This is a genomic window from Deinococcus metalli (assembly GCF_014201805.1).
Classification (GTDB): Bacteria; Deinococcota; Deinococci; order Deinococcales; family Deinococcaceae; genus Deinococcus; species Deinococcus metalli.
The window spans coordinates 1-23,231 of record NZ_JACHFK010000023.1; the positions used below are offsets into that span (position 1 = coordinate 1).

24 protein-coding genes are annotated in these 23,231 nt (G+C 64.0%); 7 read left to right on the top strand and 17 right to left on the bottom strand.

Going from position 1 to position 23,231, the window contains the following annotated elements:
- The first annotated feature begins 373 nt into the window (after nucleotides 1-373).
- The 6 genes from HNQ07_RS23135 (at nucleotide 374) to HNQ07_RS23160 (ending at nucleotide 6,717) form a co-directional block, all read left to right on the top strand.
- The gene (locus HNQ07_RS23135; RefSeq protein WP_184116277.1) at nucleotides 374-739 is read left to right on the top strand and encodes an XRE family transcriptional regulator; all 366 of its coding nucleotides are present in this window, start codon (nucleotides 374-376) and stop codon (nucleotides 737-739) included.
- Nucleotides 736-1,173: a type II toxin-antitoxin system VapC family toxin gene (locus HNQ07_RS23140; protein ID WP_229832339.1), complete on the top strand. Its 438-nt coding sequence runs from the start codon at nucleotides 736-738 to the stop codon at nucleotides 1,171-1,173. Before HNQ07_RS23135 ends, HNQ07_RS23140 begins: the two co-directional genes overlap by 4 nt.
- Nucleotides 1,166-2,974: a hypothetical protein gene (locus HNQ07_RS23145; RefSeq protein ID WP_184116279.1), complete on the top strand. Its 1,809-nt coding sequence runs from the start codon at nucleotides 1,166-1,168 to the stop codon at nucleotides 2,972-2,974. Before HNQ07_RS23140 ends, HNQ07_RS23145 begins: the two co-directional genes overlap by 8 nt.
- Before the next feature lie 206 nt (nucleotides 2,975-3,180).
- Nucleotides 3,181-5,589 (top strand): bifunctional DNA primase/polymerase, encoded by a 2,409-nt coding sequence (locus HNQ07_RS23150; RefSeq protein WP_260323270.1) that lies wholly within the window; start codon nucleotides 3,181-3,183, stop codon nucleotides 5,587-5,589.
- A gap of 331 nt (nucleotides 5,590-5,920) precedes the next feature.
- The gene (locus HNQ07_RS23155) at nucleotides 5,921-6,241 is read left to right on the top strand and encodes a hypothetical protein (RefSeq protein WP_184116283.1); all 321 of its coding nucleotides are present in this window, start codon (nucleotides 5,921-5,923) and stop codon (nucleotides 6,239-6,241) included.
- On the top strand, nucleotides 6,238-6,717 hold the full coding sequence (locus HNQ07_RS23160) for a hypothetical protein (RefSeq protein WP_184116285.1): 480 nt from the start codon (nucleotides 6,238-6,240) through the stop codon (nucleotides 6,715-6,717). The genes HNQ07_RS23155 and HNQ07_RS23160 overlap by 4 nt, the downstream gene beginning before the upstream one ends.
- Nucleotides 6,718-6,829: 112 nt before the next feature.
- On the opposite strand, the gene HNQ07_RS23165 is transcribed toward HNQ07_RS23160, so the two are convergent.
- The 6 genes from HNQ07_RS23165 to HNQ07_RS23190 form a co-directional block, all read right to left on the bottom strand.
- Entirely contained in the window at nucleotides 6,830-7,021 is a 192-nt protein-coding gene (locus HNQ07_RS23165) for a hypothetical protein (protein WP_184116287.1), read from the bottom strand.
- A gap of 189 nt (nucleotides 7,022-7,210) precedes the next feature.
- Entirely contained in the window at nucleotides 7,211-7,471 is a 261-nt protein-coding gene (locus HNQ07_RS23170) for a hypothetical protein (RefSeq protein ID WP_184116289.1), read from the bottom strand.
- Nucleotides 7,461-7,985, bottom strand: coding sequence for a helix-turn-helix domain-containing protein (locus HNQ07_RS23175; protein WP_184116291.1), 525 nt, complete (start codon nucleotides 7,983-7,985; stop codon nucleotides 7,461-7,463). Before HNQ07_RS23175 ends, HNQ07_RS23170 begins: the two co-directional genes overlap by 11 nt.
- The gene (locus HNQ07_RS23180; protein ID WP_184116294.1) at nucleotides 7,970-8,395 is read right to left on the bottom strand and encodes a hypothetical protein; all 426 of its coding nucleotides are present in this window, start codon (nucleotides 8,393-8,395) and stop codon (nucleotides 7,970-7,972) included. Before HNQ07_RS23180 ends, HNQ07_RS23175 begins: the two co-directional genes overlap by 16 nt.
- A 219-nt stretch (nucleotides 8,396-8,614) precedes the next feature.
- A complete protein-coding gene (locus HNQ07_RS23185) occupies nucleotides 8,615-9,016 on the bottom strand; it encodes a DMP19 family protein (RefSeq protein WP_184116296.1) in 402 nt (133 codons plus the stop codon).
- Nucleotides 9,017-9,209: 193 nt separating this feature from the next.
- On the bottom strand, nucleotides 9,210-9,635 hold the full coding sequence (locus HNQ07_RS23190; protein ID WP_184116298.1) for a hypothetical protein: 426 nt from the start codon (nucleotides 9,633-9,635) through the stop codon (nucleotides 9,210-9,212).
- A gap of 93 nt (nucleotides 9,636-9,728) precedes the next feature.
- On the opposite strand from HNQ07_RS23190, the gene HNQ07_RS23195 reads away from it, so the two are divergent.
- Nucleotides 9,729-10,331, top strand: coding sequence for a DUF8453 domain-containing protein (locus HNQ07_RS23195; protein WP_184116300.1), 603 nt, complete (start codon nucleotides 9,729-9,731; stop codon nucleotides 10,329-10,331).
- A 33-nt stretch (nucleotides 10,332-10,364) separates the two neighbouring features.
- Here HNQ07_RS23195 and HNQ07_RS23200 read toward each other — a convergent pair whose 3' ends face one another.
- The 11 genes from HNQ07_RS23200 to HNQ07_RS23250 form a co-directional block, all read right to left on the bottom strand.
- A complete protein-coding gene (locus tag HNQ07_RS23200) occupies nucleotides 10,365-10,724 on the bottom strand; it encodes a hypothetical protein (protein WP_184116302.1) in 360 nt (119 codons plus the stop codon).
- The gene (locus HNQ07_RS23205; protein WP_184116304.1) at nucleotides 10,724-11,326 is read right to left on the bottom strand and encodes a nucleotide-binding protein; all 603 of its coding nucleotides are present in this window, start codon (nucleotides 11,324-11,326) and stop codon (nucleotides 10,724-10,726) included. The genes HNQ07_RS23200 and HNQ07_RS23205 overlap by 1 nt, the downstream gene beginning before the upstream one ends.
- Before the next feature lie 247 nt (nucleotides 11,327-11,573).
- Nucleotides 11,574-12,065 (bottom strand): hypothetical protein, encoded by a 492-nt coding sequence (locus HNQ07_RS23210; RefSeq protein ID WP_184116305.1) that lies wholly within the window; start codon nucleotides 12,063-12,065, stop codon nucleotides 11,574-11,576.
- A 240-nt stretch (nucleotides 12,066-12,305) separates the two neighbouring features.
- Nucleotides 12,306-17,579 (bottom strand): hypothetical protein, encoded by a 5,274-nt coding sequence (locus HNQ07_RS23215; RefSeq protein ID WP_184116307.1) that lies wholly within the window; start codon nucleotides 17,577-17,579, stop codon nucleotides 12,306-12,308.
- Nucleotides 17,576-20,854, bottom strand: a complete 3,279-nt coding sequence (locus HNQ07_RS23890) for a M15 family metallopeptidase (RefSeq protein ID WP_221275311.1) — start codon at nucleotides 20,852-20,854, stop codon at nucleotides 17,576-17,578. The genes HNQ07_RS23215 and HNQ07_RS23890 overlap by 4 nt, the downstream gene beginning before the upstream one ends.
- Complete coding sequence (locus tag HNQ07_RS23225; RefSeq protein WP_184116310.1) at nucleotides 20,851-21,246, bottom strand: hypothetical protein; 396 nt, start codon at nucleotides 21,244-21,246, stop codon at nucleotides 20,851-20,853. The genes HNQ07_RS23890 and HNQ07_RS23225 overlap by 4 nt, the downstream gene beginning before the upstream one ends.
- 151 nt (nucleotides 21,247-21,397) lie before the next feature.
- Entirely contained in the window at nucleotides 21,398-21,658 is a 261-nt protein-coding gene (locus HNQ07_RS23230) for a helix-turn-helix domain-containing protein (protein WP_184116312.1), read from the bottom strand.
- A 24-nt stretch (nucleotides 21,659-21,682) separates the two neighbouring features.
- Nucleotides 21,683-21,949 (bottom strand): helix-turn-helix domain-containing protein, encoded by a 267-nt coding sequence (locus HNQ07_RS23235; RefSeq protein WP_184116314.1) that lies wholly within the window; start codon nucleotides 21,947-21,949, stop codon nucleotides 21,683-21,685.
- Nucleotides 21,946-22,278 (bottom strand): hypothetical protein, encoded by a 333-nt coding sequence (locus HNQ07_RS23240; RefSeq protein ID WP_184116316.1) that lies wholly within the window; start codon nucleotides 22,276-22,278, stop codon nucleotides 21,946-21,948. The genes HNQ07_RS23235 and HNQ07_RS23240 overlap by 4 nt, the downstream gene beginning before the upstream one ends.
- On the bottom strand, nucleotides 22,271-22,528 hold the full coding sequence (locus tag HNQ07_RS23245; protein WP_221275312.1) for a helix-turn-helix domain-containing protein: 258 nt from the start codon (nucleotides 22,526-22,528) through the stop codon (nucleotides 22,271-22,273). The genes HNQ07_RS23240 and HNQ07_RS23245 overlap by 8 nt, the downstream gene beginning before the upstream one ends.
- 57 nt (nucleotides 22,529-22,585) lie before the next feature.
- Nucleotides 22,586-22,966, bottom strand: a complete 381-nt coding sequence (locus tag HNQ07_RS23250; RefSeq protein WP_184116318.1) for a hypothetical protein — start codon at nucleotides 22,964-22,966, stop codon at nucleotides 22,586-22,588.
- Nucleotides 22,967-23,231: the final 265 nt, after the last annotated feature.

A 23,231-nucleotide genomic window follows, 5' to 3' on the forward strand; every position in this document is an offset into this window, starting at 1 on the left:
GGTGGTGCTGGTGGCGCCGTGGAGGATTCGCACGGCGCGGTCGAGCGTGTCCGGCAAGCCGTTCACTTCGACAGTGAGCCCGGCGGGCGTGCGGGTGAGCGTCACGGTGTGGTGCAACGTGCCCCAGGCTTCGCCAAAGGGGCGGCACTCGGTGGTGGTCGCCCAGGTACGGCTGAGAACGGTGCTGGAGTGCGCTGGAACCGCGGTGGTGCTGGGCGTACTGTGTGTCACGATCCTGACCTCGTGTTTTGGATTCCCGGAGGGGCGAAGTTTCCTAGGCCTCTTCCCCTCTTGGGTGCCCCTAATATAGGTGATTCACTTATATGAGTCAATAAGCCTTGACCTGTATAGGTGGTTAACCTAAGCTTTGGCCATGGACACGAATCTTCGGGTACGGGAGGCGATGAGGGCCGCCGTACGCCGGCGTGGCCTGACGCACGCACAACTGGCCTCGCGCCTGGGCATCAAACAGCCCTCCGTCACGCAGTTGCTCAACGGCACCTACGGCAAGATCCCGCAGTCGCTCCTCGAGGCCCTTGATGCTCTCGGCTTGGAGATCACGGTGGTCGAATCTGCGACCGCCGATGACGCGGACACCGCTCAGGCAAAGGCAGAGGCCATGAGCCTGCTCAGCACGAACCCGTGGGGCAAGAAGCCGGCTGGGCTGGCCACTCCCGTCGAGGTCAAAGGGCCGGCCATTGAGGACCTGCTGCAAGAGCACCGTGGACCTGATCTGTGACCGCATCGCGGCGCCTGCTGTACCTGGACACATCCGCGATGATGCGCCTGTACACGAACGAACCGAGGCGAAGCGACGTGCTGGCAGAGCAGGCCGCCGCCGACGGCACGATCGCCCACAGCATCACGTACGTGGAAATGCGTGCTGCACTGGCCGGGCGCCGTGCTCGCAAACTCATATCCAAGGCTGCGTACGAGCAGGCGCTGACTGCATTTGAAAGCGACTGGGAGACTATCGCGAGCATTGCCGTGAATGACGCGCTCCTCCGGCAGGCCGGTGACCTTGCCGAGCAGCACCAGTTACGGGCATACGATGCGGTGCATCTGGCGGCCGCGGTGAAGATTGCGCCCCTGGGCTTGCGGTTCATGACCTTCGACCAGAAGTTACAGGCAGTGGCTGAGCAGGTACTGCCGGGGATGGTATGGCATGGCTGACACTGATCTCAAGCTTGGTCCCCTGACGCTGTATACAGAGCCTGAACCGGCAATCCCTGACCCCCTGCAGCAAGCTCGTGTGGTCGCGGATTTCCTACAGAACCTAGATAAATATATGAGCACACGTCGGGATGCCGAAGACTACCAGCGTCTCCGTTCTGGGGAACTGGAGACATTCTTCAGGCAGTACACCAAGGAAGAAGTCGAAGCGGAACAGCGTCGCCTTACGTTCTACGACCATGAAGGTCAACCGCGACCGATGTACAACGACGAGGTCCTGCGGCGTGGGCTCTTGCCCCCTGAAGACCAGCTGCTGTACTGGTACCGCACGGCCCGCGCACACCAGTGGGGTACGAACAACAGTCTGCCCATCTCCTGGGCGGAGTGGAATCAGTATCGGCAACGTGTCCCAGTCACACAGGTAAAGTCCATCGCCGATCTTCTCCATGATCCCCAAGCGAAAACACGTTCGGCAGACATCCAGGCTGACATCCTGGCGCGCGCGGCCGTGACGGTCCGCTCACTCACAGCCCTTGAAATCAGCAGCCTCGCCAAAGCGCTGCTCCAGGGGATGGTGACATCCGCTCGCATCGGTCTGCCGATCCACTCGAACACACCCGTTCAACTACCGGAACGAATTCCAATGTGGGCCTGGGAAGAGGGCCTCCACATCATCGTTCCCTACTGGTGGGAACTGAAAAACGCTGTGGAAGCTGGCGACGACCTCAGCCCGTATCCAGCGCACCTACAGAGGATGCTGTCGGCCCCACCATACGCACTCATCGACCGGGCGAGCCGGGACGGGCGCAACTGGAAGCACGACCCAACAGAGGACCTTTTCCCTTACTTCGAGGATGGTCGCACCGACGGGATGCGCATCATCTACGGCGCAACGGTCGAGCCCGGCGAGGACATTCAGGTGGCTGCGAAAGCCGCGGTGGAGCAGGTCAACCGCCTCGATGACCGGACGGCAGACGTCTGGCGCGTCATTCTCTGGAAGGCGTCTGAGAAAGGCATCAGCAACTCGAATTTCTACACTCGGATCCGCATTGATACCCGTGAAGTCGCGCAGGCACTGGGTTACAAGAAGCACCACAAGGGTGGCATGAAGCCCGAGCATCTGCTCGAGGTGCATAACGCCCTGGTGCACCTTGAGCGCATGAAGCTCTACATGACCCCTGATGTGAAGGGCACCCTCGAACACACAGCGGGCCAGACGGCAGGGAAGCGCAAAAAGCAGCAGCTCACTAAAGCCCGCGAAGAGAAGGTCATTTCCGTAATGGCGAGAGAAGTGGACCGCGATCTGTTCGGGCAGGAATGCCACATGGTTTGGGAGTTGGCACTCGGCGACTGGGTTTCATTCTTCCCCCATAGCTACGCGCCGATGTTCAAGGCCCTCGTGGAACTGCCGAGCCGCAGCGGTGTGCACAAGTGGGCGAAAAGAATCGGCACTGAACTGGTGCTGCACTACCGCCAGGATGTGAAGGGCACCAAGGTCAAACGGCTGAGGTGGCGAACCATTCTTGATCGTGCCGGCCTGATGCATGAGGTCGACGAACTCAGACAGTCCCCCAGCCGCTCCCGCATCACGAAATACGCAGAGGGCGCCCTAGACGCGTTGAAGGAAATTGGCGTGGTCCATGACTGGCAGATCAACCCACGCGATCTCGCTCGCATCAATGACGGCTTGGGGAAGCCAGGGAACTTCGACACCTGGCTGGAAGCCATGGTGGAGATCACTCCTCCGCCGGAGGTGCTCGAGATCCTGGACACCATCCCTCCACGCAAGCGGAAGACGTAATTCTTGTTCCAACTGCATCACTCCCCCCCTCCAACTGCATCACTCCCCCCCCTCCAACTGCATCACTCCCCCCCCTCCAACTGCATCACTCCCACTTTTTTCTTGTCGTGTGGCACAGCGTTTTTGGCCTCTTTTTTTTCCTAACTAGATCTAACTAGATCTAACTCTGGCAGCCGCCCCGCAGTGGCGGGCGGCCGCCTGAAACAATGAAAGGCAGAGCCGCAGCCACTGCGGAAACTCCACACCCTGCCCGCCATGGGGCAGAACGCGAGGGCAGAGTGACTGGAACGCCGGAAAGCACCAATACACTTCAAGAGGCAGCCCTTGCGGCCCTGCAGCGCGGGTGGAGCGTGCTCCCCGTGCAGGTTTCAGGAGAATGGGCGAAAAAACCTGCCTACGTCCTGGTTGATACAGGTCATTCCGAGGTCAAGGACGGCAAGACCGTTCCTGCATGGAAGGGGCTTCAGACGACGCGGCCCACGCCGACCGATGTGACCACGTGGTTTGCGCGGCCGAACGGTAAAGGCTTGGCGCTGGTAACAGGATCAATCTCGGGTGTGGTCGTCATCGACTTCGACGGACCGGCCGGGGAGGCGCTGCGCGAGCAACTCGGCCTTCCCGTGCACGTTCGGACAGGAAGTGGTGGATCACACGTGTACTTCGAGCATCCTGGCTGGCCCGTCACGACCTTGAACGGCAAGGCCAAGGAAGATCTGGGAAAGCAGTGGCCAGGTCTCGACATCCGCGGCGATGGCGGGTATGCGGTCATTCCCCCCAGCCGTAACGCCAGCGGGCCATACACATGGCTGGGCAGGCCCGGTGAGATGCTGCCCCTCGACCGGCTGCCGGAGGATCTGCGTGCATTTCTTGGCCTTCTTGAAGCTCCGCGCCCATCAGCCCCGCGCAACACCACTCCCAGTACGTCGTATACGGGGCAGCGCCGGGATGGATCAGGGCGGCCACCAGCGGAACTGCTGCTCGGCCGCGCCCTTGATCAGGTGAATGCCGGCGAAGGTCGCAACAACGCCGGCGCCGAGATGGTGATGCAGCTGCGCGACAACGGGTACAGCGAGGGCGAGGCGTGGGACGTCATGCGCGAGTACGTGGCCCGCGTGCCGCAGCAGGACGCCCACGGCCGCCAGGACCCGTACACGGAAGGGGCTGCGCGCGCCACGCTGCGTAGCATCTACACCCGGCCGGCGCGGGATCCCTGGGAGGATCGGCGGCCGGCACCGTCCTCTGGTCCGACCAGCGTCCTGGCCTCGGCTCCCCGATCCGAAGGGGCGCCCCCTAGCCCGGTGGCTGAAACAGGAGACGGGCCGGTCGTTCTCACCGGTGATACGGACTTTGCACGAGTCGATGCCGCTCTTGCCATGCCCCATGCAGAAAACGCTGTCGCTCGCCGGTCGCAGACTGCGGACGACCTGCGTACGCTCCTCCAGGACGGACGACCGGTCTTTGCTCTGGCTCCAACGCACACGATGGAGAGGACCCTCGATGCGGCCGGTGTGGAGTGGTACGCCCTCCCACGCCTGTCGGTGACGGCCACCGGGGAACAACTGCTTGAAGAGTTGCGGACGGCCATGGCCGATGTCTGGGGGGCCAGCCTTGCCGGCAGTCAGACCTTCCTGCAGGAAGAACTCTTGGCGCTGGCCGATGCTCGCCTGAATCGGGGCGGCGCCATGTACCCGACAGGTCTGGCTGAGTTCGACGAGGCGATCGGCGGTGGCTTCTACGACGGCCTGCACGTGCTGGGTGGCGTTACTGGCGGGGGCAAGACAGCCCTGGCGCTGGCGATCGCGGAGGGGAATGCCCGTGCTGGCCGGCCAGTCCTGTATGTCACGTACGAGCAGAGCCGGTACGAGTTGTGGAGCCGCATGATTAGCACGCGCACCGGCATTGCGCAGCGGCACCTCCGATCAGGGGGCACGCCAGAACGCCCGGTCAGTGCAGACCTGCAGATCAACCCGCAGTACATCGACCTGATCGAGAATGTGGCGCCCAGCCTCACTGTGATCGAAGGGGACGGGTTTGATGGTGGTTCCTGGGGTGTGGACCGGATCGCCGCGCAGGTTCGGCGCCTGAAGGCGGCGCACGACGGCCGTGCGCCGCTGGTGATCCTCGATTACCTGCAGCGCATGCCCAGCGGAAGCGAGAAGGACAAGCGGCACCAGGTGGATGACATCGTGATGGGCCTTCAGGTGCGCCTAGGGCGAGAACTCCACGCGCCTCTGCTGCTGATCAGCAGCGTCGGACGCGGTAAGTACGGCGAGCTGGCTACTATGCCGCTTGAAGAGCGCCTGAGTGTGTTCAAGGAATCGGGCGGTGTGGAGTACACCGCGTACACAGCTACATTGCTCTACCCGCTCGGTGCTCAGAACATTCAGGCGCTTGGGCTCGAAGCGCCCCCACTGCCGGGCAGCAGCCGGGCGGCGCTGAAAGGGCTTTGGAAGTACCTCGTGCTCGACCTCGCGAAGAACCGTGAAGGAGAAGCTCCGTGTCAGTGGGTTGTGAGGTGGTATCCGGTGAGGGGCACATTCGAACTCGTGCAGGCCCTCGATCCAGAAGCGTTAGGTCAGGAGGTAGGGAGCGTCGGACGACGGGCAAGTCGCTGATCTCTGGGGGGTGTGCCCCTGCGTTGTCGGAAAAAAGGGCATGCGGAAGAGCAAGCTAGGCCCTGCCACTCTTACCCCTCGACTTCGGTACTACACCGAAGAAGAACTGTGCGTTCTCTTGGACACCTTGACTTGTCCGTACTGCCGGTGCGACGTCGCCGATACGGACGTCAGTACACCGAACGAGAAAGCGGTTGTCTTTTCCTGTCCCACATGTAGGAGAACCGGCCGCCTGCACACGCTGTGACGCAGAGTCGATGCAGCCGTAAGTGCCAAGTGGGGAGGGCACAGGGTGTGCCATGTCGGATCCGACATTCCCGCACCATGAGCCATGGACACGTTCCCTACGATCAGCACGGAAAAACCGCCCTTCAGCCGCGCCACCAACGGTGTCATGTGGGCCGTACTCAGCGCCTACGCCCGCAGCCTGCCCCGCGGGTCACCCGAGTACCACCGCGCCCGGCGAGCGGCCTTCCGTGCCTTCTGGAGCGGCATGACCTCCCAGGGGGAGGCGGTCGTCCAAGCGGCCGAACTGGGCCTCACCAGGTACGCCAACCTCACCACTGCCGGCCGCGCCTTGGCCGCCGATTTCATCGCCCGCCTGGGTGTGCCAGCCTCGGACTCACCCTCCCATACCGTGGACTCGATATGACCCCATCCACCCTGACCGAAGCGGTGCTCCTCGACCGTTACGCCGACATGCTGGCCATCTATGACCTCTACCTGGGGTCTGAAGATGGCCAGGCCGCGCCCAAGCGCAGCAGCCTCGTGGCCACCCGCGACCACATTCAGCAGCTGCGCGACGGTGCAGAGATCACGCCGGCGCACCTGCTCTCTCTGCTCAGAGCGGCCCGCCATCAGTACGCCGGGATCCGCCCCGCTGACGCTGGCTACGACTGCAGCGATCCCGGCGACGAGGAGGCCAGAGAGGTGGTCGAAGAGTGCGCCGCGGCCCTGCGTGTCCGTGCGGCACAGATCCACCCTGGAGCAGTCGCGATTGCCGACTCGTTGGGCCAGCACGTGTATCCGCAGACGGCCTCTGCCATGGCCATGCTGCTGGGCCTGAGCATGAACACGGCCGATCAGGTCAATCACGTGCGCCGTTTGCGGACTCTGCCGCAGGCCTGAGGCCGGTACCCTGTGACCGCAGCAGTACGCGCCTGTGGCTCGGCCATAAGGCGCGTACGCGAAGGTGAAAGAAGGTAGGCCGGTCACCACCCTCCCCTACTTCGCCCTGACGTCAGTCCGTTACCTTCCGCCCGGCATTCTCTTTGTCTTCAAGAATCTTGCCGAGGATGAAGAATGTCGGGGCCCAGTGTCCGATAAACAGACCATCGCGCTCTTTGTCGGAGGTGTCGCTCTGGAAGTATTGGCTGGCGCTGAGGATGATGGAGCCGAAGCCGAGCAGGTACAGAATGTTGTGGGCTTTCATGGATCCTCCTGTGGGTTCCTCCGGGTGGAGGGGGGGTACAGCCATGACACCCTGAGACGCAGGCGGCAACGGTGCGTGTTCTCACCCTGTGAGGGCAGAGTCAATGTCACAGCGAATCCTGATGAAGGCTTGGAGCATATGCCCCTGTGCGCGCACGCGTGACCCCTATTCAAACCATGCTGGATGTTGCTAAAGCGTGGCGACCAGGGCCGCCCATGCGCCCTCGTCTATTGGCATTGGGTGACCCTCCAGGTAGTCGAGCAGGTTCGTTAGGACGTCACCGGGCGGCCGCCCGTGGGAGACGGCAGTGTCCGCTGCCGCGAACGCCCACGGCACCTGATGGGGCGCACAGGCGATCAGCAGCGCCATGCTGCGCGGGTGACTGCTGATTGGCGTGAGCCGTGCGGCCCGCAGGTTGAGTGCCCACTGCTGCGGCTCTTCAGGGTTCATCGGTGCTTCCCCCGGGTAGAGCATCGATCGTCCTGATTTGCCGCAGCTTCTCCTGCTGTGCAATGCGGTGCTTCTCGCGGGCCTCGTGGATGACCTGGACCTGGCTGTTGATCGTGATGGTCTGTTCGATCTTCTGCCGGTCGGCGTACCTGTCGGGGTCGAGAGCCTTCAAATATATCTCGCCGGCCTTGACCGCAGCGTTGGCCATCTTCGGGTCCGTACTCGTGGCGATCCGGAACAGATTCTCCTCGATCAGAGACTGCCGGTCACGGGTCAAGAACTGCGTCACGGCGTCGCCGAAGGCCGTGAACTCCTCCCGCCACCGCCACACGGTGGGCTGGCTGATGCCTGTCGCGGTGCAGGCCGCGGTCAGCGTGCCCTCAGCACGCAGCGCCCGCAGGTACTGCGCCATGCGTTCGTTTCGGGTGCGCTGCGCCGGCGTCCACGTGGCTGGGTCACCAGACTGCAGGGTCATCCGCTCCGGCTCGAGCACGGCCGTCAATTCGTGCTCCACATTCTCTCCTGCCACTCGAAGAAGGCGGTCATTTCCTTCGGCGACACCTCGCCGTACGGTCGGGGCACCATCTGCCCACCGGCGATGGGGATGAACGCGGTGAACCCGAATTCCGCTTCCATTCGCCCCACGGCCTCCAACTCATCGATGATCAGGCGTGGGACGCCTGGGCTGCTCAGATCCGTACCGCCCAGCAGGCGCTCCAAGACCGTCATCGGCGCGATCGGCTCCGCTGCTTCGACCCTGAACGTCCATGCCTCGTGTGCCCTGGCCGGCCGGATTGGTACGACAGACAGGGGCTTTCGACCGCGTTGCGCGATGATCAGTTCTCTTGCCTCAGTCTCAGTCAGCAGGTCGCCGACGTGGACACAACGCATGGCCCAGGGCAGCTCGACACTCAAGTCCGTCATGTCCGCATGGTGCAGCAGCGGGCAGAGTGCCGTGGCACGCCTCGCACATGGCGATTTTTGGCGGTGAATAGAGAGAGGGGTACTGGTAGGTACGAACCCCACCCCCGGTCGAAGGTAGGGGTGCCGGGGGGTCAGGTGACGCAGTGACGGCGGGGCCGGCCGTACTGTCGGTTATCGATGGAGACGAGACCTGACTCTGGGCTGTTTCGCTCCTATCGCCTACTCGTGGGACAGTTCACGAATCCATACATCTGCATCGGCGTAGAACGCATGGCAGACAGGAAAATAGCGGAGGGTCAAATCCATCAGATCCTCCTCGCCCTGCCCCAGCACGTGCTTCTGATAGGACGCAAGGATGGAACGGACTTCCACCACAGCGTCAGAATCCGGCATGGCTTCCACCATCCTCACCAGATCGGGAAGCTGTACGGCGTACTGATTGCGCTCCCACTGGCTGAACCCTCCCCGGCATACCTGGAAGTGAAAGTCACCGAGAATCACCGCATCCCGTTGGGCGACGGGAAGGCGGGCGAGCACGGCGTCAAAGTCCGGAGCGTCCTGTTGCTTCCATTGTTCATAGGCGTCGGCATGGAGGTCGGCCAGCGTCGGCTCAGGAGTCATAATGGCTGCAGAATATGGCTTCTGCAGACTAAGGACGGATACGACCAGGACTCCGTGCATAGGCTTGACCGAGGGCGAATACCGCTCTATATTAAAGGAATCAAGGCGACCTCTGGGTCGCCTTCTCCTTTGCCGAGCCATTCCACTGCACAGTAGGGCTAGAAAACTGCTTGAATGAGGGTGACCGGAGTGCTCAAGAGTCGCTGTGGTGCAGCGTGCTCAGCGCACCGGTTGGTGTAATGGGCTCGGGTGCCACTTCCTGCACGTTGTACGTTGCGTAGACTGCCCCTACAATCCCGAGCAGGAAAGCAAGCCACGGGATGTGGTAGTGCTGGCCGAGGCCAATCGCGGATAGCAAGACGATCGCGGTGATGTAGCAGCCTGCGGTCACGTAGGCCGTGATCTGACGAGCACGTGGAGCAGCCAGCGCCGCGAGATACACCCCGGCCATGCCGGTGGCGAAGTTGGCGAAGGCGGTAATGTACCACGCTGGCGCGCCTGGCCCGCCGAATGGTGTGAGGTTGTTCAGCAGGGTGCCGAGAAACCTCACGACTCCGTAGGTCACCAAGAACCCAAACAGGGCGGCGATGGGCACAAGCAACCAACGCATGATCACCATGTGATACCTCCAGCGTCATTGTCGATCCGCTGAGGCGTCTGAGTTGCCGCACATGCGCAGGGCACGACTCGGGGAATCGTCTACGGTGGCGAGATGATCGATGCCTCGCTGGTGCAGTCAGTCATGACCGTCATCTCGACGCTTGCAGCTGGCGTCAGCGCGAAGGCAGCGCTGGATGCGGTGCGCGAGACCAGGGCGTCCGGAGCCGAGAGCCGCGATCGCAACCGAATTGCCGAGGGTCAACGCAAGGCGATGATTCGGCCGCATGTGGTCGTGTACTTGCGACCAGGACGAACCCACAACGACTTCAGAGTAGTGACGTTGTTCGTGCATAACGTAGGACCAGGTGCTGCCCGTGCAGTTGAACTCCACCTGATTCGAGGTGCCGACTATCAAATGCCTTCTGGCCACCCCTTACAGGAGTGGGGCGCATTCCAGGCGGGTGTCAATGTGCTTCCTCCCGACGACGCCATTACGACGACCTTCTTCCTGCAAGGTAAGGGAGGTTTGCCAGATATCGACGTTCTGATCGAGGTTCGGTACCGGGACATTGAAGGGCAGGAGTATGAAGCTGAACGCTTTCAGCTCAACCTTGACTTCCTCAAGATGACGCTTGGACCGACGAAAACCACGTCGTCAGACGATCCCCTCCAGCGCATTGCTCGTAGCTTGGAAGGTATGGCAAAGCGGCAGTAGTCCTCTCATCTTGTACGTACATACATCTTTACGTCAGTCAGGCCGGCCAGTCAGGTACGTCGCAAGTCGTGCCCGGACTTCCGGATCGTCCTGCAAGAGCAACAGCAGGCCCTCGAGCACACGCGCTTCAGTGGCAGGGTACCCGGCACGTTTTAGGCCACGAACGTAGTCCTCAAGGACGTGCTTCGCCGGGAGGGCGATGCGGTTGCCCAGGGGGGCCTGGGGTTCACCACGTGGATGCTGGCGGAACAGGTACGGACCCGACTCTGCAGTTCTAGGCTCGACGGGCGGTGCTGCCGCTGGAGCGGCCGGCGGGGTGCTGCCCTGGTCAGTAGCTGGCTCACCAGCAACCTCATCCAGGAAGTTGAAGCGGTTGCCTGCCTTCTTCGTCATCAGCAGACCTCCAGTGCAAGGGCGAGGATGTCACTCCAGGCGGTGGCCGCCCGGTCGTCCTGCGCATCCCGGACGATCACGCCGGCGTCGTGGGCCCGCTGGTACGCGATGTACTGCCGGATGAGGGTGTTGGCCACCGTGACGCCGCGGCTCCTCAGTTCCTCCCGGACGACTTCACCGCCGCGGCCAACGGGGGGCACACGGGTGATGACCACACGGACGTTATCCATGGTCGCACCAGCCTTCTCCAGTGCCTTCCACAGGGCGAGGGTGGTTTCCAACTCGACCCCACTGACCCCCGTGGGAATGAGGACGGCGCCGGCGCTGCGGGTCAGGGTGACCATGTCGTCCAGGGCCGGGCGGCCTTCGGTGTCGAGCAGCAGGTAGCGGGTGCCTGGAGTGGGGCGCTCGCCCTCCTTCAGGATCTGGATCCCGCCGGCGCGGGTGGCCCATCGTCTGGCGGTGCCCACGATCTCGTCTGCGTCCATCAAGGCGGTAGGGCCGCGGACGGCGAGGGCTCCAGCGAGGTTCACGGCGAGGGTGCTCTTGCCGACACCGCCCTTGCTACTGGTGATCGCCACAATGGCGGTCGGTTGGGTCATGAACGTACATCTACCATGCTGGCAGGATGGATGAAATTCAGTACGTACAGCTGTACGTACGTTATGAGAGATGTACAGGCGGGGCGCAGGGTGCGTGCACCGTCCCCCAGGGACGGTGCACTGGGCATAACGTATGACCGTCCCCCGTCATCAGTCTTTCCACCGTCCCCAGTCATGCAGGCGAGAGTAGGCGAGCCCGATTCTTACAAGCCTTTCACCTAAAGCAAATTAGGTGAAAGGCTTGCCCTCACATGCCCCGTGCGCACGGCAGTTTATTCAGGGCGGTAGTCAGACCCCTGAGTCCAAAGCTTCTGGTAATGGCAGTACCGTTGTAATCAAAAACGCGGAGGATGATGGTCTTGGCTGCTTTGGCCGCCCTCACGAAGCCAGTGATACGTCCAGCAGGAAGAAAGACGGCATCACCAGTGGTACTGACACCCCACTCCACGGGGGCGCTCATATTCTGCTTGTCAAATCGGTAGACCACGGTGTATGAGTCGTCGGTGATTCCGATGTAGTCAGAAGGGTCGTAATAAATCTTGAGTCGGCCGTCCTGACACCCGAAGAACAAACTGGCATCAGCATCCTCAATACCGTCGCTGATGATGTAACTGCGATTCTCATCTGTCATGGGGTCAATTTTCGGGTAGTACGTGAAGTCGCCGAAGTGTTCAAAGCTCTGAGCGACCGCAGGTGCGGTAAGCAGCGATAGTGTGGCCGACATCAAAATTGTCTTCACTCCCGCAATTTACCGAGGGTCTTGCCACCACTCTGCCTCAGTTCAGCATCTGCCTTCATCATCTGGGGGTGAATGGGTCACGAACCAGTACATGTACGGTCGCCGTACAGATCTGCCCAGGAAACGCCGCATGAGGGCAGACTCGGCACTCGCCCCAGGTCTAGGGGCGACGCGGTTCAGGTTTTTTCAGGTGGGGCAGCCAGACTACCCATTTCTGAAGTCAGCATGGCCAGAGCCCATCTACCGCGTAATCGTGTCCAGGTAGTCGAGTTGTGCCCCCTTCACCTCAGCCTCGTGATCGATGCGCCGCTCCTCCAGTTGAATGCGTTCCTGGCTTGCTCCCCCGGCCTCAAGGAGGGCGAGCTTCTTCTTCTCGCTGGCCAGCCACGTGTCGAACCGGAGCTTTGCCACGCTGACAGTCTGCTGCGCCGTGCCCTGGCGGTACTGGTCCGCGTCCACCGCCCTGATCGGCACCAGGTAGTTGGCCGCAGCACGGGCCATGCTGGGAGCCGCGTCGGTGTACGGGCTGTCCCGGGTGCCGGTCAGGTCACGCTCGATCAGGGCGAAGCTGCCGTTCTGCATCAGGGTCAGATACGCGCGGCCCTGCGGCGTGCCGGCCAGCATGCGGGCCAGGGAGATGTCCTTGCTGCCGTCGTCGGGCAGTTTCGCGGTCGCCAGGACGCTCCGCACGAAGGCCTGCGCCCGCGGGCTGCCCGGCGCGTAGGTAGGGGCGAACTCCTGCAGAAGGGTCTTCCCGGCGATGATCAGCGCGCCCTTCGGGTTGTTGGCGTAGGCCTCGGTGAAGCCGCCGGTGCCACCATCCAGCACGTCGGCGTAGATGTTGCGTCCGAATCGGTCCTGGCCCCACTGCAGCGTCACGAGCAGGTTCACGTAGTAGGGGGGGCTGGCTGCCCCAATCTTGGTGCCTGACCAGTCAAGTAACTGCGGGATGGTGTTCGTCGGATCCCAGTTCCGCGGGTCGAGGTACAGGCGGGCGCCGCTCCGCTCGTCCAGTCCGAGGTTGATGTACCCGCCGTCCCGGGCGAGGACGCGCCGGGTAGCGTCACGTCGGTCGTTCGGGTTGTCGCTGCCCTGGGCGATGCGGTGGTACGCAGCCGCGATGCCGGGCTTGCGGAGGATGGTCACGATGGAGCGCGGGCCGCTCATGGCAATCCAGTTGAAGAAGGGCCAGTAGCGACGGACGACTCGGGCGTACGCCGGCACCAGGCGCATGTCGAGCATGACCTCGTTGGCATACTGGGCGGCCCTCCCGGGCGTGTCGCCGAGTTGCAGGCGGTGGAAGTACAGCGCTTCCCGCTGGAGGTCGCTGAGGGCACTCCGGAGCTGGAAGAAATACCCACTCCCGAAGTGGGCGAAGTCAGCTGCCACACCAGCCACGCCGGTCATGGCCGTGCGGTCGAGACCCGTCCCCCGCTCCCGGAATCTCAAGACCTTGTCGATGATTCGCTGCGTACGGGTCAGATCGGTGTCGCCGTCCAGGCGGGCGGCCAGTCGGGTCAGTTCCTCGCGGCTGGCGCCCAGGTTGCTTTCCAACTTGGCAGACTGAATTCCGGACTTCCGCATGGTGTCCAGGGCTTCAGGGGACGCCGTGGCACGGCGGATGATGCCCTCGATGACCGCGTCCGGTGTCACGCCCCACATGCCCATCTGCAGGAGCTGGCCTACCTGGTCGTTCACGATGCTGCTGGGGGTGCCGAGCATCTGTGCGTTCTTGGTGCTCCACAGCCGGTTGTAGATGTCAAGCCCACCCCGGTTCAGGATGGCCGCAGACACGGCCGTGTCCTCCACGCCGCTCGCGCCGAACAGATCGAAGTACGCCCACCAGGGCAGCACGTCACCCTTGGAGAAGTAGCCCTCAATGTCGCGGTCCATGACCTTCCACGCGGCCGGCGCTCCCGGCCGGCTGAGGGCTGTAGCGGCGTTCGTACGCATCTCCCGCTGATCCGGCGTGAGACGGTGCTCGGGGATCATCCGCAGTTCGGCGAGCTTCTTCTGGGTGATCAGTTGCCCGCTATCCCTCAGGTAGTCGCGGTAGGAGCGGAAGACGTCCTGCCGGACGATGGCGGCCGTGCGGGTGCGGACCTGCTCGTCGATCAGGCGCAGCGTGTTCACGTCCTGGGCGAAGACCTGCGTGAACTCCTGGCTCACGGCGTCCGGGTTGCGCTTCAAGCGGTCCACGAGGGTGCCCCCGCCCCGGCGGGCCTGAGTCTTCCCAGCGAAGTACTGCGCGAACTCCAAACGTTCCAGCCGGCTCATCTGACGCTCGAAGCCGCTCTCAGCCTGGCGCAGCACCTGCTGAACGTGCTTCGCGCCAGCACTGCCCAAGTCGAATGCTCGGGCGGTGCTGAGCGCGCCCTCGTACAGCGTCGCCTCGGGGTTCTCGCGGAAGAAATCGTTCAGGTGTGTCGTCACGGCCCTGGTGTCCACCGTGCGCAGGTTCGCCGCCTGCCGGTAGCGGGCGAGCTGGAGGCGGTATTGGAAGACGTCCCCACGGGTGGGCGGCGTGCCGGTCAGGGCACGCACGCGGGCGGCGTACTGGTTGCTGGCGGCCCGGGTGTCGATGCGAGAGGGTTTCACCAGCCGGTCGTAGCTGGCGAAGGCGTCACCGATGATCCAGGAGGTGTCGTCGTGCGCCGCGTGCAGGCTCTCGATTGCCGCCTGCTGGTTCGGGAAGTCGGCTTCGCTGGCCTCCCGCTGGGCCTGCTGCACCATGGCGCGCTGTGTCTCTAGCGGAGCGCCCTTGGGGTCGTACCAGTGGGGCACCTGCTCCCGGCGGGTGACGGTGCGCTCGCCGAGTTCGGTGCCCTGCCGCTGGGCGGCCAGCAGCTCGTCGTCGGTGAAGTAGCGGCTGATCGTCGGGTGGCTCAGGGGGACGGTGAGGTTCGGCCGGTCGAGGCGGATGGCACCCTGCGCGTCCCGGACGAAGCGGGCATTCCCGGCTCCGTCGATGGAGTTCAGGACGGCACGCCGGGCGCTGTCGTCGGGCAGGGCCGCCCAGTCCAGGGCGTTGGCATCCACCTGGACGGTGCGATACGTGGTGGGGATGTCCTTGGTGACGAGTCGCTCGGGGGCTGGCATGGGGAGCGCGAGGTCGCGTACGGCCGCCTGCGGGGTCCGAGTGATGGCCGGCGAGGGCAGCGCCACATACGGGTCTTCTGCCGGGCGCAGGAGGTCACGCAGCACGTCCTGCGTGGTCTTGCCGACCGCGCTCGGAGGAGTCTGAACACGGGTGCTGCTGGGCACGTCCGCGACAGGCGTGGTGGTAGCGGGCGGCTGGTATTCCCGCAGGAACTTCTGCACCTGGGCCTGTCCGTCAGCGCTCCCCCGGGCGGCCTGCACCTCAGCAAAGAAGCGGTTGGCGAAGTCGGGGAACTGGTCGCGGGTGAGGGTGACGCCCCCCTGCTTCAGGGCTGCGGCGCCGGTCAGGATCATGCTGGGCTTGCCGAGTTCCGTCGTGTCGCCGGCGAGGTACTTCGCGTACAGCGTGTCGTGCAGGGAGTCCGCAATGTCGGCGCCCATCGCGCCCATCCCTGGGGCCAGATCCTCAACCCTGTTGGTGCCAGTGGCCAGGGGTGCCACTTCAGCCGGCCGGGCGTTCTGCACATCCGGGGTGCTGCGCGGTGCCGGATCGAGCATCGTCCGCAGCACGTCGTCTGCGGTTCTGGGCTGGTCGGGCGGCGTAATGACGGGCGCCCCCGGCTCCGTAGCCGCTGCTGGAGATGTCAAATCCGACATTCGTGACGGGGTGTTCGGCGGCATGGCGGCCGCGCCGGGCGTGACGTCGCGGGCAGGGAGCTGGTTGCGGAAGAAGGACTCGAGAAGAGAGTCCGGCGTGACCCTTGCCGGTTCAGCAGCAGGTGTAACCGCAGTCACTGCGGGAGCTGGTGGTTCAGGCAGCGTGGTGACCTTCTCGACTGTGCTCGCCGGGTTTACTGGAAGCGCGCCACGTGCAGGAACGCCCACCGGTTCCACCGGCTTGGCAGGGAGGGGCGGCAACTCCTGGGCCGCCTGGTCGAGACTGCGAACAGTGACCGCCTGATCCACGGTGGACATCGCAGGGATCTCCGGCAGATCGATCAGGGTCTTGATGGTCGTGGGGATGTCCTTGCGGCCCACGTACTGCGTCATGAGGATGCCGCGGGGGCGGCCGTTCGTCGTGGTGTATCGGCCCACCAGGGGCACGAGGTCTGCGCCGGTCTGCGCCTTCTGGATCGCCTCCGTGACCTTCGGGTCGAGCACCACGGGCAGCTTGCGGGCTTGGAGGGCAGGACCCAGCGTGACCTGTCCGACGCGGTCGGCGGCCTTCACGGCGTCCACGAACGCGGGTTCGAGGTTGCGTCCGATCCTGGTGCTGATGACGCCCAGCTTCCGCAGGGCCTCAGCCGCCACTTCTGGCTTGGTCGCAGTGGTGAACACCCCGAGGAGGCGGTTCACCTCCGTGGCGTCACTGGTCTTCAGGCCTTTGGTAAGGGCCATGACGACGTCAGAGTCCACCTGTGCCGCGGCTTTGATGGTCTGCCCGGTGCCCTCGGCGCCGAGCCGGGTGGTGGTGCGGAAGTCGTCCCGGGCCAGCTGCTCCGGGGTGTACAGGGCAGCCTTCTGGTCCGGCGTGAGGAACGCGTCCCCGATGGTGCCGCCGCCCTCCTTGCGAATGGCTCCTGCCCCGGGAAACTCGGGTAATTGCTGATCGGCCAACCTGGAGAGCGCCCCCTTGGCGGCCTGCACGGGCTTGGTCTTCGATACGCCGCGTATCACAGCTGGGACACCGGTGATCTCGTCCCCTGCCTTCAACAGGGCGTCCCCCCTGGCGTTGGCCAGGCGCAGGGCTTCCCGGATGGTGGCAGCACCATCCGCGGTCTTCGCGAACTTCTCCAGGTCTGCGAGGCGGCCGGCGGTCGAGACACCCTTCACGACGAACCCGGCGCCAGTGAGGAACGTGCTGGGATCGGCGAGTACCTCGACGGCGAGGGCGGCCATCCTGTTATCGGCGTACTTCGTTCCCTTCAGCAGTTCCGCACCGGTAACCCCGCGTGCACGGGCGCCAGTCATGCCGGGCAACCCTTCGGCGAGGCCGTACGTGAGGTGTCCGCCGGCTGCCTGCAAGCCGCGCTGGAGGGGACTGCCCGCCGGGGCCTTGCCGCCGGTCACGAGATCAGTGGTGGTCGGGCCACCGCCCCGCATCTGGCCGATCACGCCCTTGGTGATGTCGCTCAGCGCCTGGAGGGGTTGCAGGGCCCACGCGATGCCGGCCATGGTGCGGTCGCTCGCCTGCGCGCGGGCGATGGCGTTCGCCTCGTCCGCCGTAAGGGTCTGCCCGGCCTTGAGTTTGGCGACGGCCTGATGGAAGAGCTTCGCGTCCATGGTGCCCGGCGCGGCATTCAGGGCAGGAGTGCTCTGGGTGGTCGGAATGCCCGCGGCCGCCGCGAAGTCGGGAGTGCCGTCCTTCGTCTTGGGAATACCGGCCGCCGCGGCGAAGTCGAAGCCGCCGCTCACTTCTTACCTGCCTTCGCCTTGTAGCCGTCGATGAGGGCGAGCACCTGGTCCTGCGTGTACCCGGCCTTCACCAGCTCGCCGCCGTAGGTGTTCACCGCGTTCCCGTCGCCGTTGATGATGGCCGCCTGGAGGCCGGCCTCCAACTGAGCATTGGGTTTGGGCGCTGGAGAGCTCGATTTCGCTGGTGTTGGTGTGGTCGGCCTGGGCGTCGCGGCCTGCGGCGAGCCAGCGACCTCGAAGTGGTACATGTCCACGAATGGCTTCCCGTCGGCCGTCTTGAAGGTGCCGCCCCACCGCAGCCCGAACTTCGGCGCCTGGGCGCCCAGGGCCTTCCACGCGGCTTGGGCGCGGGGGTCGGTGCCGGGGAGCACCTTGCCGGTCTTGGGGTCCATCCACGAGATGTCCACGGCATCGCCGTCCTCGTGGTTGCTCTCGCCGGGCTTCGCGTTCGTGACGATGTCGCCCAGGGGCCTGGCCTTACTGGCGTTCGGGCCGGGCACCGTGCGGCCCTTGGCGTACAGCGCCGCCTGCTCGTCGGCCGTGCGGGTGCCCTGCGTAATGATCGGGACGAGACCGGCCGGCGCCTTGAACCCGCCCAGCATCGTGTCCATGCGGCTCACCAGGGTGGGGCTGACACTCGTCAGGGTCACCCCTGGGGTGGTCTGGAGCGTCTTGAACGGGCTGGGCTGCGTCTCACCGGTGTGGGTGCCTGGCGTGGAACGGTCTAGGTTCCCGAAGCTGGTGGTGACGTAGTCGTCGCCCTTCTGACGGTAATCCTGGGCCATCTTCATGGCGTGGTCGCGTCCATCGACGGCGTTCTTGTACGCAGGGTCGGCGAGCAGCCCTTCGCGGTTCACGCTGCCGGACGCACCGGTGTACTGCTTCACCAGTCCATCGACCGTCGTCTGGTAGCGCTGCGCCGCCATGAGGGCGTTTCGCATTGGGGTGTAGTACTTCGTGTCGGCCGTTGACTTGATGACGCCGATGGGATCGGCGGCCTTGGCCTTCTCGACCTCAGGCCGGTACATGGGGTCACCGGGCGTCTGGGTGCGCGTCAGGGCGGTACGGGCCCCAATGTTCTGCACCTGGGCCATGTCCACCGCGTACCCACCCTTCACGCTCTGCACGTAGGCGGCGAGGCGTTCCCGTTCGACCTTCAACCTCTGGTTGATGGCCGCAATATCCGCCCAGCCCCTGGCCACGCGGACAGGCGTGAGGGCGGTCGTGCTGGCAGCGTTGGCGTTGCTGTTGTTCGCGCTGGCGTTCGCCGCGGCGGTCTGGGCGCGGGTCAACTGTTCTTTCTCGTCCACCAGTCGGTCGCGCTCGGCGATGAGGGAGCGGTAGTTCGCAGCACTGGCGTCGGTCGCTGCAATCTCAGCATTCAGCTTGTCGATCCTGCCCTGACGGGTCGCCACTTCCGTCTTGATCTCCTCCAGGGTCATGTTCATGGTGGCGATGGTGTTGGCGCGATTGACGCCGGCCGTGAGCAGGTCAGAGCGCTTGATCTGGTTGGCCAGTTCGTCGCCCGTCACACCCAGGCTGTACTTGTACCGCCCTTCGGCCAGCATTGACGCCAGCGCCGTGTCGTTCACGCCCAGTTGGCTCTTGAGGGTCGCCCACGTGCTGCCCGCCGTCGGGTTCTTCGGGTCGGGGCCGTTGTGCTGGAGGCTGTACATGCTGACGCTGCCGGCCTGGGTGGTGGCCAGTTGTGCCAGGGTCTTCACCCCCATCTCGAAGGCGGCGGTTGCGGTGCCCTGCTGCGTGTTGACCGTATCGGCGCGGAGGCCTTCCACCCGGGCACCGCTCTCAACGTGCTTGTCCTGATACTCCCGCTTCTCCAACGGCAGGAGTTCCTGCAGGCGCTTCGTGCGCGCCCAGGCCTCGCCCTGGTTCACCAGACTCTCGTTGTGTTTGTCGCTGTAGTCCTGCACCTTGTACGGCCGGAAAGTATTCAGGTCAGTTGTCTGGGCCTTCTTGTAGTCGGTGTCAGCGCCCTTGTTCAGGGTGTCGGCCACGCTGTTGTTGTGGTCGTCGTCCAGGCGCCGCCGCATCTCTGTCGGATCGAAACCGGCCACCACATCCGGCGCATACTTCTGGTACGTCGGCAGCATGCCCAGGACGGTCGAGGGGTCCTTCGTGTTCAGCACGTTCTGCCAGGACTCGGCGGTGTACATCGCGGGCGCAAGCGCAACGATTGCGTTCGCATAATCCTGCTGCTGCTGGGGTGTGAGTTCGGCCGCAGGCGTGCGGTTGAGCTGGTCGATCACGTACATGGCGCTGCGCTGGGTCGGGGTCAGGTCCTTCTTGGCCAATTCATCGAACTGCCCCTTCCAGAATTTCGTGTTGGCTTCGACGTCCAGTTCGCGCTGGGCGTTGACCTTGGCGGTGTACTCGGTGCGCGCCGCGATCGCGTACTCCAGGCCACCCTGCCCGTAGGTGGACAGGATCTGATCATCCGGAAGATCCATCAGCCGACTGGCCGGGATGCTCTGGATGCGGTCGGGGAGGGCGGGTGCCGTGGGCTGTGTCGGCCCCTGGAAGTCAGCAGGCGCGGCCTGGGGAGTGGTCGGCAGAGATGGGCCCACAAAGTCACCAGACGGTGCGGCTGGCACCTGCGAGGCGATCGGCGCTGCCGGCATCGTGGCGGCCACCGGAGTGGGCGCCGGCGTGGCAGGTGCCGCAGTCGGTCCCTGCATGGGCCCACTCGGGGGAGTGATGTCGGGACCGTCCTGCAGTCCCAGCAGCGACATCACCGCCGCGCGGCCCTGATCCCAGCCCTCACCGCTGGCCACTGTGTTGCCCAGCTCAACCCAGGTCTTCATGACCTTCCTCTTTTGGCCCTGGAGCAGTTCGGTCATGGCTGGGTTGTAAAGTGGATTCGGCTTGCCGTTGGTGGTTGGGGCGTACTGACCGATCTGGTCATCCAGTCCCTTGAGGAACGTACTGACCGGTCCACTCAGACCTCTGATCTGATCGGTCCGGACATTCCTGGCGTCGGTGGCCGCAGCCTGGTCCTCCTGCCACTTGCGGTACGCGTCGTCAGACTGATCGCGGGCAAGCAGGCGCGACTGGGACTCGTCAAACTGCCGGCGGTTCTCAGCATCGCGGGCAGCCTGAGCATCGACCTGCTGCTGTCGGTAGGCGTTATCGGCGGCGAGTTGGGCCCGCTGCTCCTCCTGCTGGCGCAGTTGATCCTGGCGATTCAGAAAGGAGGTGACCATGAGGCCAAGACCTTCACCGAGGGCGTTACCGAGTCCGTTGGAAGCAGGCGTCATGCAAGCAGTGTCGGCCAAGACCCCAGAGCAGTTGGCACGCTTTTTGCGAAACTGAAAACACCGTCCTGGAGGGCGTATTCAATTCCCGCATTTTGAGGCAGCACTTTGTCACGCCACAGCTCACTGGGCACGCTCTCGGGCAGGTATGGCGTCAGGTCGGAAGCCGTAATCTCGCCAGTTTCGGGGTCATGATCGGGCCAGATCGGCTCAGGCATGATCGGCAGGGGAGGGCGTTTGCCGATGTTGCTGGTCTGCTGGGTGTAAACGGTGCCGCCGCGCTGGACAGTGCGCGGTGTATCTGTGTTCGAAACACAGATAGCCCGGCGCACATCACCTACAAACTTGTTCCCCACTCCAGTGCGCTCGGCAATCTCACGATCACTCCAGTTCACCCACTCGTCATCTCTTAGCAACGTTTCGACTGCGCGCCGCTTGTCCGTGTTAATTCATCTTAACCCGGGATCGCTATTCAAACCAACGCTGTGCAGCACTTAATTCCCGGTAAATATAGATTAACAGGGAACTGCCGTCATGGAACTGCCCTCACATGGCCGTGGCGGTCTTCTTGCTCGTGACGTAATCGAGAAGTGCACTTCGGCGAAATCGCCATGAGTCTCCTATCTTCCGTCCAGGGAGTGTCCCGTCAGCCGCCCACTTGGCGACGGTAACGGGGTGGAAGCCCATGAATTTCGCCGCCTCTTTTAGAGTCAGCACGTCGTCGCCGATGCTCTGCTCCAACATCTGAGCCACCTCGCGGGCGATCATCCGGGCGAATACGGGCGCATTGAATACCTGGTCTTCCACAGCTGCCTCCTTCCATCCGCCCGATCAACGGGCGTTGACGGACGTCCGAACGTGGTCGAGCAACTCAGACCGGAGAAACCGCCAGTCGCGGCCCAGCTTCTTGCCAGGTATGACCCCTCTGCCGGCCATATCAAGAACGGTGTTGACGTGGATTTGCAGCAACTTCGCCGCCTGCTTCGCCGTCAGCACTTCGTCTCCAAGACTGCGCTCGAGGCGCACTGCGACTTTCTCGGCAATCAGATCGGCCAGTTGATCCACGAACTGCGAGGCGAATGCCAACGGTGACGTCATGTCAATCGCTTCTCCTCCAGGGGTGCGGTCAGCAGTTCCCGAGCCATCAGGTACGGATCCTTGAAGTACAGCGACAGCCCCCACTCCGCCGTAGACACCGCATCCTCTTCCTCGAGCAGGCCGGTCGCCACCCAATATTCCGCCCAGGTCTTCACGGTGGCCTGAAGGTGCGGCCGCACATGATGCTGGAGCACGAGGCGCAGGTGCTCCGCCATGCCGTCGGCCAGCAGCTGCTCCCGGCCGCACCGCGGGCACAGCGGCAGACCATGGCGGTCGATCATGCCCGGCAACTTCTCGCACACATCACAGGGCTGGAGCAGGTCAGTCATCCCAGTTCCTCCCGTGTCTGGACTCGGAGACGTGGTTGAGCAGGGCTGACCTCCGGAAGCGCCACGAATCTCCGAACTTGTGGCCGGGCAACTCGCCACGGGCGGCCATGCCTCGGATGGTGTTGGCGTGGAGCTGCAGCAGCACGGCTGCTTGAGTAACAGTGAGGATGTCGTCGCCGATGCTTTCTTCAAGCAGCAGGGCGACGTGCTGGGCAATACGCTTCTCCATTTCGGCCAGGTCGATGATCACTCAACACCTCCTGAGTGGCCCCGCCCAGAGCCTGGGCGGGGCCGGTGAGCTGATGGCTTAGGGCCGGCCGAGGAGGCTGCGGACACGGGCCAGCCGCTCCGGGTACCGCACCTCGTTTTGATTCATGAAGCACCACTCGATGGCATCCGCGATGTCATCCACGCTCGCGGCCGTCTGCCCCCAGTGCAGCACCCACTCCCGCACGGTGTGCTCCAGCAGGGCCGTCAGGTGGTCATGCGCCGCCTTGTTCAGTGCGCGCTCCTGGCTGTGCTGCGGGCACAGGTACTCCACGCCCGTTCCGCCCCACAGGGGGTAAAGCATAAGGTTGGTCGTCCGGCCACAGACCTCGCAGAACTTATCCGAGTTCGCCACGGTCACGGTGCAGGCCTCGCACACGTACTCGTGCAGGCCGGGGTGACGTTCCGAATTCTCCGGCATGGGCTGATCGCAGTTAAAGCATGTGATGCCGCTGGTTGCAGTGGGGTCGCACATGGGCTGCACTCCTGTGATGGTCACGAGTGGGCGGTGGGTGACAGGCGGCCGGCTCACACGGCCAGCGGGTGGGCGTGCGTGGCGGGGCTGACCGGCAGGCGGGTCTCGGCGGTCATGGTGGTGCTGGTGGCGCCGTGGAGGATTCGCACGGCGCGGTCGAGCGTGTCCGGCAAGCCGTTCACTTCGACAGTGAGCCCGGCGGGCGTGCGGG

Excerpts from the sequence above, each read along its gene's own strand:
- HNQ07_RS23195 (WP_184116300.1), top strand. The coding sequence starts at position 9,729 with ATGATCGATGCCTCGCTGGTGCAGTCAGTCATGACCGTCATCTCGACG.
- HNQ07_RS23240 (WP_184116316.1), bottom strand. The coding sequence starts at position 22,278 with ATGACTGACCTGCTCCAGCCCTGTGATGTGTGCGAGAAGTTGCCGGGC.
- HNQ07_RS23170 (WP_184116289.1), bottom strand. The coding sequence starts at position 7,471 with ATGAACCCTGAAGAGCCGCAGCAGTGGGCACTCAACCTGCGGGCCGCA.
- HNQ07_RS23205 (WP_184116304.1), bottom strand. The coding sequence starts at position 11,326 with ATGACCCAACCGACCGCCATTGTGGCGATCACCAGTAGCAAGGGCGGT.
- HNQ07_RS23185 (WP_184116296.1), bottom strand. The coding sequence starts at position 9,016 with ATGACTCCTGAGCCGACGCTGGCCGACCTCCATGCCGACGCCTATGAA.
- HNQ07_RS23165 (WP_184116287.1), bottom strand. The coding sequence starts at position 7,021 with ATGAAAGCCCACAACATTCTGTACCTGCTCGGCTTCGGCTCCATCATC.
- HNQ07_RS23145 (WP_184116279.1), top strand. The coding sequence starts at position 1,166 with ATGGCTGACACTGATCTCAAGCTTGGTCCCCTGACGCTGTATACAGAG.
- HNQ07_RS23190 (WP_184116298.1), bottom strand. The coding sequence starts at position 9,635 with ATGGTGATCATGCGTTGGTTGCTTGTGCCCATCGCCGCCCTGTTTGGG.
- HNQ07_RS23180 (WP_184116294.1), bottom strand. The coding sequence starts at position 8,395 with ATGACGGACTTGAGTGTCGAGCTGCCCTGGGCCATGCGTTGTGTCCAC.
- HNQ07_RS23160 (WP_184116285.1), top strand. The coding sequence starts at position 6,238 with ATGACCCCATCCACCCTGACCGAAGCGGTGCTCCTCGACCGTTACGCC.
- HNQ07_RS23200 (WP_184116302.1), bottom strand. The coding sequence starts at position 10,724 with ATGACGAAGAAGGCAGGCAACCGCTTCAACTTCCTGGATGAGGTTGCT.
- HNQ07_RS23890 (WP_221275311.1), bottom strand. The coding sequence starts at position 20,854 with ATGACGCCTGCTTCCAACGGACTCGGTAACGCCCTCGGTGAAGGTCTT.
- HNQ07_RS23135 (WP_184116277.1), top strand. The coding sequence starts at position 374 with ATGGACACGAATCTTCGGGTACGGGAGGCGATGAGGGCCGCCGTACGC.
- HNQ07_RS23235 (WP_184116314.1), bottom strand. The coding sequence starts at position 21,949 with ATGACGTCACCGTTGGCATTCGCCTCGCAGTTCGTGGATCAACTGGCC.
- HNQ07_RS23150 (WP_260323270.1), top strand. The coding sequence starts at position 3,181 with ATGAAAGGCAGAGCCGCAGCCACTGCGGAAACTCCACACCCTGCCCGC.
- HNQ07_RS23155 (WP_184116283.1), top strand. The coding sequence starts at position 5,921 with ATGGACACGTTCCCTACGATCAGCACGGAAAAACCGCCCTTCAGCCGC.
- HNQ07_RS23250 (WP_184116318.1), bottom strand. The coding sequence starts at position 22,966 with ATGCCGGAGAATTCGGAACGTCACCCCGGCCTGCACGAGTACGTGTGC.